We start from the raw sequence: 9910 nt of genomic DNA, 5'->3' as shown, positions 1-9910 counted from the left end.
TCATTGGGTGGCTCCTTTCCTAGCAGTCAATCACAACTGCACTTTGGCACATTCGATGCCGGTGGAGCAGGAGCCACCCACCTCATCCGCTATGGGCCGTCCAAGCCAGGGAGAATGGTGCTAAGGAATGCGCTTTCACCGTGGATCGGGACGTATTAGACCACGCACGGAGCGGCCACCGGATCGAGAACCAGTGTTCTGATGGCGCGACATGCTTCACGCCTGCCCTGAGCGGCGCTAGACTCCGGGCCAAGCAACGCTGAAAGGAGCCGCCCAATGTCCCTCTTCTCTAAACTCTTTGGTAGCGGAGAAAATTCGAAGCCAGAGCTGGTCACTTATAAAGGGTTCGAAATCTTCCCCGACCTGATGCCCGAAGGTGGCAAATACCGCCTTTTGGCCCGCATCGAAAAGACCATCGACGGAGATCGCAAGACCCATACGGTGATCCGGGCAGATGTCTTTGAAACCCGGGATCAGGGCGAAAGCTTCAGCATCGCCAAGGCGAAGCAAGTGATTGACGAGCAGGGCGAGCGCATTTTCGATTAAGTAAACAGGTAGCCTAACGTAAGCGTTGCACCGATACCCCGCTCCCCCATGATTTCCTCAGGTCGCGATATGTAACGCCGCATCGAACGTAGAAAAAAACTGCGTACAGGATCACATCTTTCGGATAATGCGCACCTTTGAATGGAACCAAAAATCAACCGTCGGCTGGAAAAGAGCCCACGCAGCACAAGTGCTGAAGCTACGAGCGTCAATGGTCAAAAGATTGCAACATTTGTAGACGCCCAAAACGCAAGAGGTAACTTGGTCGGTCTTTAGCATCGGTTCGGGTACTGACATGTGTTCGGCCTGTTGCGCGGCCGTTGCACATGCCGCTGGCCCCTATGGTGTTAGCGGATCCGGTCCAATTCAAAACCACGTGCTCGAAGCACTCTGATGCAAGCTGGTTTTCCCGATCCGGTCTCACGATCCTGATGCCATACCGTCCATTGTCCTCTTCCGTTTTCGCCGCCTCGCGGCCGCAAACGCTTTACGCCTTAGCAGCCGGAGCCCGGTAGACTTCTCCTGTGCTCATCAAAGCCCAAACGATCCTCGCCATCTTGTTCGCAAGGGCCCCGCGAACCAGCATTGGCGGCTTGCGTTTCGATCATGCGGGCTAGCCAGGGATCCGTTCCCATTCTGGTTCGAGCACGCCACATGACAACGCTGTTGGCGCCGATGATCAATAATCGCCTGAGCGAACGTTCTCCCATTTTTGTTGTCGCCCCGAGGCGCTGTTTTCCCCCTGTCGAATGCTGTCTTGGAACCAGCCCGAGCCAGGCGGCGAAATCCCGACCACGGCGGAATGTTTCCGGCGGCGGGGCCAGGGCAACCAGCGCAGTTGCGATGAGCGGGCCAATTCCAGGCACCGTCATCAAGCGGCGTGCCATCTCGTTTGACCGCGCGCGGCGGGCAATCTCGGCATCCAGTGCTTTGATCTGACCGTCTAGCTGGCCCAGCATGCTGATCAGCCTTTCAAGGCACTCCCGGGCCACATTCGGGATTGCGCTATCGCCAGCGTCCACCAACGCAACCAGCTTGCGAATATTGACCGCGCCTTGCGGGGCCACCTGACCGAGCTCTCCAAGGTGACCTCGCACAGCATTGATCAATTGCGTGCGCTGCCGGACCAACAGCTCGCGAGCCCGAAGAACCATCGCGGACGCCTGGGTCTCTTCGCTCTTCACGGCAACAAAGCGCATCGTTGGTCGGCTTGCAGCTTCACAGATCGCTTCTGCATCGGCCATATCGTTCTTCTGACGTTTGACGAATGGTTTCACGTAGGCCGGATGGATCAACCTGACTTCGTGACCCAAACGACCGATCTCTCGCCCCCAGTAATGCGCACTGGCACAGGCCTCCATTGCAACCACGCAACGCGGCAATTTGGCAAAGGACTCGAGGACCTGGCCTCTGCGCAGTTTCTTACGAACAACAGGGTGACCTGTTCTATCCGCTCCGTGCACCTGGAACACATTCTTCGCCAAATCCAGACCAATCATGCTAATCTCTTCCATAGACGCCTCCATTCAGGTTGTTTGCAAACCCACAATGGCACATCGAGGCCAGCGGGGGCGTCTACACCTTCAGAACCAGTGCGACAAGCTTAGATACAAGCGGCGAATCCGTATCCAGATAATGTTTGGCAGGCTTACGGATTGGAGATGCGTGGCTTAACGCCATTAACGTTGCCCCAAGACCTTCGTGTCTGGCATTCGCCCATCGCCCTCGCAGCAACAGTAATTTTTTGGTTGTGAATCCTGACTCTAATGCCGGCAGAGACTTGTAAAACCCTTGCAGTGTATCCAAAAATTGCCAGAGACTTCGCCGAATTTGTCCATTGCCTCGCGCAGATGGGTTTCCATCGGCAGACGCCGAAGCATTCTGATATTCGACGCACTTATGGAGGTTTGGGATGGCATTAGAATTGCAAGAGATGTGCAGCGGCTTGGGTTTTCCTGAAGGCCCGGTAGCGATGAACGATGGATCGGTTCTGTTCGTCGACATTAAGGAACAGACGCTGGCGCGTCTGTCACCCGATGGTGATGTCAGCGTTGTGGCTGAGATTCCCGGTGGACCCAACGGAGTCGCGATAGGTCCGGACGGAGCAGCCTATGTTTGCAATAATGGCGGCGTCTACAGTTTTGTACCGTTCGGTCCTGACCAAATTACCGTTCCCGCCCCGATCCGGCCCAACTACACAGGCGGGTCTGTGCACCGGGTGGATCTGAAGACCGGGGCTGTGACCCAGTTGTTTGACTCGTATAAAGGCAAGCGGCTGATTGCGCCCGACGATTTGGTGTTCGATAAGTCCGGCGGTTTCTGGTTCACTGACACAGGGATAGAGGACGAGGAGTCTACACGTTATGGTGGTCTCTACTATGCCTCGATAGATGGCGAAACGCTGATCAAAGCCGCCACGATACCCATGCCCAACGGAGTTGGATTGTCGCCGGATGGCGGAACCGTTTACGTCTCCGACACGGTGTTCGGGCGGCTTTGGGCGATGAAAACCACAGGTCCAGGTGAGGTCAAACCCGGCCCTATTCCAGGCATGCCGGGCAATGTTGTTCAAACTTTGCCGGGGTATCAGTGGCTGGACAGCCTTAAGGTTGAACAGGATGGCCGCGTCTGCGTCGGAACTTTGTTCAATGGCGGGATCACAGTGTTCAACCTGAATGGCACGACCGAGCATGTGGAAATACCCGATATGTTTACCACAAATATGTGCTTCGGTGGCAATGACATGCGTGATTTGTGGATCACGGCATCAAGCACCGGAAAAATCTACAAGACCCGATGGCCCCGCCCTGGCCTAAAACTGGAATTCACTGCTTGACGCGCACATGTCTTAGGAAAAGACATACATAGTCTGTGTCCAGTGAGACACTTACACTGCCAATTGAGTGTGCCAAAACACCTTTTCGCCCACAAACTCTGGCGGGGTGGGATCGGGTGTTGTAAACCCTTGCCCACATGGGGGATATGACGGACATACCATCTCGAACGTCTGCTGATCCGGGGCAGCGGCGCCAAGTGTCGGTCCTTTTTGCCGACATGGTCGGCTACACCGCCATCGTTGCTCGTCTGGATGAAGAAAAAGCGCTTGAATTTGTGCGCAAAGTCTACGACATGCTGACCTGCGCGGTCGAAGAAAACGGCGGCACGGTCCGCGATTTTGCTGGCGACAGCATAATGGCATTGTTCGGTATTCCCGACGCGGTGGAGGACCCGGCCTTACGGGCGTGCCGCGCCGCGTTGTCGATCCACGCAGCCTTCACTTCTGCCGGCCCCGAATTTTACAACCGCTTTGGTGTGAGTCCGGAAATGCGCGTCGGTGTCAGCTCGGGCAATGTTTTGATGGCGACGGTTCAAGGGGAAGCTGGGCCAACGACGGCGGTGGGCAGCACGGTTAATCTGGCCGCACGTCTTGAAAACCTTGCGCCACCCGGGGGCAGCTTGCTTTGCGACACCACCCGCGACCTAGTCGAATGGATTTCTGATCTCAGCTTTTTCGGTGAACACACGATCAAGGGTCTGTCCGCACCGCAAAAGATCTGGCAACTGAAGGCTGTCACCGAAGGCGCAACGCGCTTTAACGCGTCTGTCGCGCAAGGGTTGAGCAATTATGTCGGTCGGAAGGACGAATTGGACGCAATGTCCGCAGCTCTGGTCAATTCAAAATCCGGGCGATCGGTCGTTGATCTGGTGGCAGAACCGGGCTCGGGTAAAACGCGCCTTGTCTACGAATTTATTAATCGGGCGCCGACCGACGAAGTCACCACTTTGACGGGAAATTGCTTTGCCGACGGTCAGTTGGTTCCGTTCCTGCCATTTTTGGAAATCGTTCGGAAGTCCTTTCACATCAGCGACAGGAACAATCCGCTGCGCATTCAGGCGAAGCTGGAAATGGGTCTTGAGAATTACGGGCTGTTTACCCAACAAAACCTGGGCCTGATGATGAACCTTCTGGGGCTTAAACCGCCCGAAGGGTCTTTGGATGGTCTCGACGGCGTTCTGATAGGCTTACACATTCGCGAATTGCTGAAAGCCTTACTGAAGAAGAAATGCGTTACAGATCGGGTCATTTTAGTGATCGAAGATAGCCATTGGATCGATACCTCCTCGGAAGATCTGATAACGATCGTGCTGGAAGACCCGGATATTTCGAACCTTCTGATCATTCAAACCCGACGGCCGGAGTATAAGCCGAAGTGGCTTGGCAAAAGCGGCGTGATGACCGTCGCATTGAAGCCGTTGCCAGTTGCAGACTTTGCGGATCTGGCCCAGAGCCGTCTTGGTGTGGCCGAGTTACCCAAGGGCTTGGCTGAACAGCTGACCGAACGCGCCGGGGGCAATCCGCTGTTTGGCGAAGAGATTCTGAGCTTTTTGCAGGCTCAGGGCGCATTGCGTGTCGACGACGGTGCCGCCTATTTAAGCGGGGATATCAATGACAGCGGATTGCCCCTTACGATGCGCAGTCTGCTAACAACCAGAATTGAACGTCTCGAGACCGAGGATCGAGAAGTCTTACAGGCCGCCGCCGTTATCGGTCGCCGCTTTGATCCCGGCTTGCTGTCCCAAATTGTTGAGAGTGCCAATGAAATTGGAACAACTCTAGAACGACTGCAGGCGCAGGATGTGTTGTATCGCGAGGCGAACTCAACAGACTACATCTTCAAACACGTTCTGCTGCGGGACTCGGTATACCAGAGCCTTATTCTCTCACGCCGTTCCGAGCTACACTTGGCGATCGCCGACGCACTTGTTTTGCGCAATTCAAACCGGTTGCAGGAGGTGGCCGAAACTCTGGCTTTCCACTACAGACAAACAAATCGCACCGATCAGGCGTTCCGTTACAGTGCGATGGCCGGGGACAAAAGCCTAGGTGTTTATTCGTTGGACGAAGCCAACCGGTTCTTTGTCGCGGCGCTGGACCTGTATCAAAGCGATCCGGACTGCGCTTCGAACGAAGAGTTCGCCGCTTTCATGGCTAGCTTTGCTCTGTGTTCAAATATTTCCTTGCGGGTCAAATCGATTATCGAACTGGCCGGTACCGTGCGTCCAATCCTGCAAAGGGTAGGGGACAGTCAGCACCACGCCTTGTTCCTGCACCATTACGTGTCGTGTCTGGTGTGCAATGGCAAATACCACGAAGCTCATTGGGTGCAGCAGGAACTGACCGAGATGGCACAACGTCTGAGGGAGCCGTTCTCAAGCGCTTATGCCATGGTCAATGAACTGTCGGTCTCGATCTATCATTCTCCGATCCCGAGTAAACTGTTTGAGACCAGAAAAAGGGAAATAGAGACTATTCTGGACAAAATCGATGACGCCTATATTCACAATTTCTTTCTAGCCACGGTTGGCTGGAACGAATTGACCCGCGGTCGCGTGGCCCGGGCTCATGAGGCTGCGGATCGGATGATTGTTCTCGGCAGATCCAAAAACGACCCGCGTGCGGTGGGCTATGGAACCGCGATGAAAGCGCTGATTGCAATGGTCACGGATGATCATGAACTGGCGCTGACAATGGCTGAACAGGCGCGGCAGGATTCGCAGGTCGAGTTTGAGCATGCCATAGCCGAGGCCGCCCGGGTCGCCGCCATGATTCCGCTGGAAAAACCCGGTGCAATTGAAACCGCCCAAAATCATATCAGAGATTGCGACGAGAAAGGGTGGGCATTGTTCACCTTCGGGCCTGCAACAATGCTGGGCGTGGCCTATGCACTGAACGGCCAGGTTACCGCCGGTCTGCGTCAGGTCGAATGGGCCATCCAGAAACGTACGGATGAGGGCACTCAGGTTTCCGCCGACTGGGCGCGGTTGTTTTTGTGCGAAATGTATCTGGCCATTCTCACGGGCGAGGGTGGCGGCTCACTCCGCGTATTGATCAATAATCTCGGCACGATTATCTGGGTCATGCTATTTGGCAGGAAGCGGTTGATTGCAATGATTGAACAGGTACGCAACAACCCACAGTTCGACAAAAAGGGCCACTACATTGCGCGCTGCGACATGATTATCGGGCTGCTCCACAAGGCAATGAAAAGGAAACCACAAGCTAGAGATTACCTGACCAAAGCGCGAGTGGTCGTCGAAACCGCGGGGCAATCACCGATGTTGGCACGTATCGATGCCGCGCTGGCAGAGCTGGCCTAATCCGTCAGGTCTGACAGGTATCTGATCGCGGTCAGGCTGGGCAGGAAGGTGTAAGCGCCGCCGCGCGTTCGGATCAGGCGCGGGAAGCCGTGCAGGCGGATTGCGTCGCCATCCGGCAATGTCATGTCGAACCAGCTGGTTTCCGGCGTGTTTGCACCTAGCAGCGGGTCATTCGCCCCGGTGATCCGCGGATCCTGGAGACCCAAATTGATCCAGTCACACATAACCGCTTCGAACTGCGCGGCGATATTGGCGCCGATGAAACTGCCAAGCAGGCCGCGCTCTTGGGTATCAGGGTTTTGCGGATCGAAATCGGGGCCATAGGACATGCCCCGCCGCACCAACCGCCGCGTGTAATTGGCGATGCGCTGAACGATTGGGCCCCCCCTCGGATTGCCTCGCCGCAAGTGCGATCCCGCCGGGCAGCGGGACCAGTGCGTGTAGTCGAAATTGGTCAGTGAAACCGGTTCCTCCGGCCATTGCGCATCCGGTGACAATTCGTACGGCACGCCATTGCGCCAGCGCCCGCACATCTGCGCGGCGACCACTTCGCGAAGGGCGCCGTGCAGGTCCAGGCCTTTACCGATACGCTCCAGATTGTCGGGGTCTGCCAAGAGGTCGCGCTTGGGATGCTGCATTAGGGTAGTTGCGGCCTGATCCAGATACGCTTCGAACCCGGCCGCATCCTGCGCCAGAATCCGAAACGCGTTGAACGATCCGTTGAACCCAAGCGCATGGGGCGAAGGAACACGGAACCGAACACCCTCCTGTTTGGTTGGATAGCCCAGCAGCGCGGTACCGAGCGGGTCGATGGGCTCATCCACGCCTTCTTGATCGGGGTCGTAGACCTGTTCGAAACGCGGCTGAGAAATTCCGTCGACATAGCCGAAGAACACCTTGCCCTCGGGCAGGTTTCGCCCGTTCCGCACGCCTAGTACGTTAAAGGCTCTGGCGACCTGTTGTTCGACTGTCTCAAGTTGTTCGGGAACATCCGAATGCACAGATGCAATCAGATGTATTCGACCTGGCTGATCAAATGGGGCGGGCCAGTTCTCGGGCCCGCTGCCCCCGAAATCCCCAAGCTTCATGGCCCGCTGGGTCATACCCTGGATGAATTCGGTCGGGAAGGTCTTCAAATGCTCGGACGGCGTGCCCAAAGCCCGAAGCCCCGCATAGGTGATGCCGATATTGAAGCACAAGGGCGGCTTGGACTCCCACAAGAGGCCGCGGGTAATTTCAGGCACCGTGTCGCTGCCACCGTCGACAGCAGTGGCCAGAAACCGACGCGCGGCTGCGCGGTCGGTGACTTCGAGGATCAGATGACGCACCAGTTCGCGGCGATAGCCCCGCAGAATGTTGCCCTGAATGTCAGCGAGATCAAGTTTTGCAGTCACCAGCCCTGTCCGAATTTTTGGCGCACTTGCGCGGCTGAAACCCCGGGATAGGCGCGATAGCCTCCCCCCAGCGAGATATTGGGATTGGCGTGCAACTGCAGAACGAATTCCCGTGGTAGCGACTCCAGCTTGTGCGGTTCGTTTGGCGGCAGGCCCTTGGCCGCATCCTGCAGACCGAACAGGTCGGTGGGGAAATCGGCGGCCTGAAACAGGTCATGCGCGTGCACCCAGTCGATGAATTCTTCGACATTGCGTTCGGTCGGGATCAGGTGTTCAGCACCGTCAACCAGTGAGATGACATCGTTGAAGACACTGCCGATGGTGGTGATGAAATCGCGGATGTAGTTGCTGAAATCGCCATCATAGACCGAGATCATACAGATGTTGTTGTCGATCAGCAGGAACCGCGCAAAGTGCACCGTGCCGACATTGTCGAGCCCGGCAAAAATCTCGTCGACATTCTGGGCGATGGCCAGCGTGGCCCGCGCGCGCCCGGCTGGCGACGAGTCCTTTAGCGGCATGATCAGATTCATCATCCGCTGTACGTTTTCGCTGGGCTGGGGCGAAGGGCGCGGACCGCCGGGAAGCTGCGGCTTTGGATCACGCCAGTGCCAGTACGGCACCACGATGTAACGCGACAGGAACTTGAACCATCCGCGTTCGGGCAGGCTGTTGACGTAGCTGTTGAACCAGCTGTTCTGGCTTGTCATGACCTAACTCTCCGAGAATGGGCAGGGCGACCCGCTGCGCCAATTGCTTGATATCCTGTAGGAGTCTATGCGCACTTTCAGGACCGGATCGTCCGACGCCTCGATCCCATTGGTCAGCAAACCCGGATTAAAGCTGAGCTTTTCGCAGTCTGCGATCTGGTCCTCGGGCACCGTGTCCAGCGTCAGCGTGCCCATCATGATCCGTTTGCGATGCGGTGGCCAAGGGCGGGACGAATTGTTGAAATCGTCACCCACCTCACCAATCATCATCATTAGCGAAAACCGCGCGGGTTCCTTGGCCAGACGGTCCTGCAACTCGGCCCGCAAATAGTCATCGACCGGTGCTTTGTTTGGGTCTGTCGTGAGAACGCCCGCAATAGGCTGCCACGAAAACCGCACCCAGCGACGTGTGTTGTCGGCACCGGTGACGACGAATGTGTGCACAGCATGATATGCCGCTCTGACATAGCTGGTCGGCGCACCGATCTGGGCGGCTTGCATGATACCCAGTTGGGAATAGGCGTTCTGATCCGCGAACTCGATGGCACCGTCATCCGGGCTAATGGTTTCCCCCGGATAGGGATCGCGCTTGGGCAGGATCAGTTGCAGGTAGTTGCAAATCTTACGCCAGGGCGACTCGGCCTCATACATTCTTGGTTTCGCGGCTTCGGCGAAATCCAGAAAGGTCTCGGGTGTCGGGGCGAAAAACTCGGGCAGGGTCATCGCGATCAGATCGGTATCCGTGCCATCACCAAGATGAAACCGCACCGCCATACCGCGCACATCAGACCAGCCGTCATGCACGGCAGCGCTGCCCGATCCGTTCGAGAACCGCACAATCACATCCGTCTTTTCCGCGCAGAAATGGTCAGCGATGCAATAATTGCGGGCAATTGGAGAGGGTTCGAAACTCCCCGTCGCGCTGATACCGATACTGTGCACCGGGCGCAGAGCCGTATCGCCATCCGGGCGCTGCAACACTTCAACCAGTTTCTTGGCAATGCCGGGATCGCTCATACCTCTCCCCTTTTTCAGTCGTTGAAACCCACTGAAAAATTTCGCGTTAACCATAGGCGCCAAGCTTTCAAAGGCAACAGAAAC

At 56.5% G+C, this 9910-nt stretch carries 6 protein-coding genes and 3 pseudogenes; 4 read left to right on the top strand and 5 right to left on the bottom strand.

The window, feature by feature from the left end; translation table 11 throughout:
* Positions 1-276: 276 nt before the first annotated feature.
* Positions 277-546, top strand: a complete 270-nt coding sequence (locus ACR0K1_RS02340; RefSeq protein WP_480848570.1) for an HlyU family transcriptional regulator — start codon at positions 277-279, stop codon at positions 544-546.
* A gap of 32 nt (positions 547-578) precedes the next feature.
* Here ACR0K1_RS02340 and ACR0K1_RS02335 read toward each other — a convergent pair.
* Together ACR0K1_RS02335 and ACR0K1_RS02330 are read right to left on the bottom strand one after the other, a co-directional pair.
* Positions 579-697, bottom strand: a pseudogene (locus tag ACR0K1_RS02335) (IS6 family transposase); the annotation flags it as partial.
* Between the two features lie 336 nt (positions 698-1033).
* Positions 1034-2060, bottom strand: a pseudogene (locus tag ACR0K1_RS02330) (IS110 family RNA-guided transposase).
* Positions 2061-2142: 82 nt separating this feature from the next.
* Here ACR0K1_RS02330 and ACR0K1_RS02325 point away from each other — a divergent pair.
* The 3 genes and pseudogenes from ACR0K1_RS02325 to ACR0K1_RS02315 form a co-directional block, all read left to right on the top strand.
* Positions 2143-2300 (top strand): annotated as a pseudogene (locus tag ACR0K1_RS02325) (IS5/IS1182 family transposase); the annotation flags it as partial.
* Between the two features lie 158 nt (positions 2301-2458).
* The gene (locus ACR0K1_RS02320; protein WP_480611208.1) at positions 2459-3382 is read left to right on the top strand and encodes an SMP-30/gluconolactonase/LRE family protein; all 924 of its coding nucleotides are present in this window, start codon (positions 2459-2461) and stop codon (positions 3380-3382) included.
* Positions 3383-3528: 146 nt separating this feature from the next.
* Positions 3529-6705: an ATP-binding protein gene (locus ACR0K1_RS02315; protein WP_480848568.1), complete on the top strand. Its 3177-nt coding sequence runs from the start codon at positions 3529-3531 to the stop codon at positions 6703-6705.
* On the opposite strand, the gene ACR0K1_RS02310 is transcribed toward ACR0K1_RS02315, so the two are convergent.
* The 3 genes from ACR0K1_RS02310 to ACR0K1_RS02300 are packed head-to-tail and all read right to left on the bottom strand — an operon-like array spanning position 6702 to position 9826.
* On the bottom strand, positions 6702-8099 hold the full coding sequence (locus tag ACR0K1_RS02310) for a Dyp-type peroxidase (RefSeq protein WP_480848565.1): 1398 nt from the start codon (positions 8097-8099) through the stop codon (positions 6702-6704). The two genes, ACR0K1_RS02315 and ACR0K1_RS02310, sit on opposite strands and share 4 nt — an antisense overlap.
* Positions 8096-8809, bottom strand: a complete 714-nt coding sequence (locus ACR0K1_RS02305; protein WP_480848563.1) for a hypothetical protein — start codon at positions 8807-8809, stop codon at positions 8096-8098. Before ACR0K1_RS02305 ends, ACR0K1_RS02310 begins: the two co-directional genes overlap by 4 nt.
* Positions 8810-8812: 3 nt before the next feature.
* Entirely contained in the window at positions 8813-9826 is a 1014-nt protein-coding gene (locus ACR0K1_RS02300; RefSeq protein ID WP_480848561.1) for a catalase, read from the bottom strand.
* Positions 9827-9910 lie beyond the last annotated feature (84 nt).

The sequence above is a fragment of the Ruegeria sp. F5 genome (genome assembly GCF_056533845.1).
This window is presented reverse-complemented; position numbering and strand designations above follow the sequence as displayed.

Excerpts from the sequence above, each read along its gene's own strand:
- ACR0K1_RS02340 (WP_480848570.1), top strand. The coding sequence starts at position 277 with ATGTCCCTCTTCTCTAAACTCTTTGGTAGCGGAGAAAATTCGAAGCCA.
- ACR0K1_RS02320 (WP_480611208.1), top strand. The coding sequence starts at position 2,459 with ATGGCATTAGAATTGCAAGAGATGTGCAGCGGCTTGGGTTTTCCTGAA.
- ACR0K1_RS02315 (WP_480848568.1), top strand. The coding sequence starts at position 3,529 with ATGACGGACATACCATCTCGAACGTCTGCTGATCCGGGGCAGCGGCGC.
- ACR0K1_RS02305 (WP_480848563.1), bottom strand. The coding sequence starts at position 8,809 with ATGACAAGCCAGAACAGCTGGTTCAACAGCTACGTCAACAGCCTGCCC.
- ACR0K1_RS02300 (WP_480848561.1), bottom strand. The coding sequence starts at position 9,826 with ATGAGCGATCCCGGCATTGCCAAGAAACTGGTTGAAGTGTTGCAGCGC.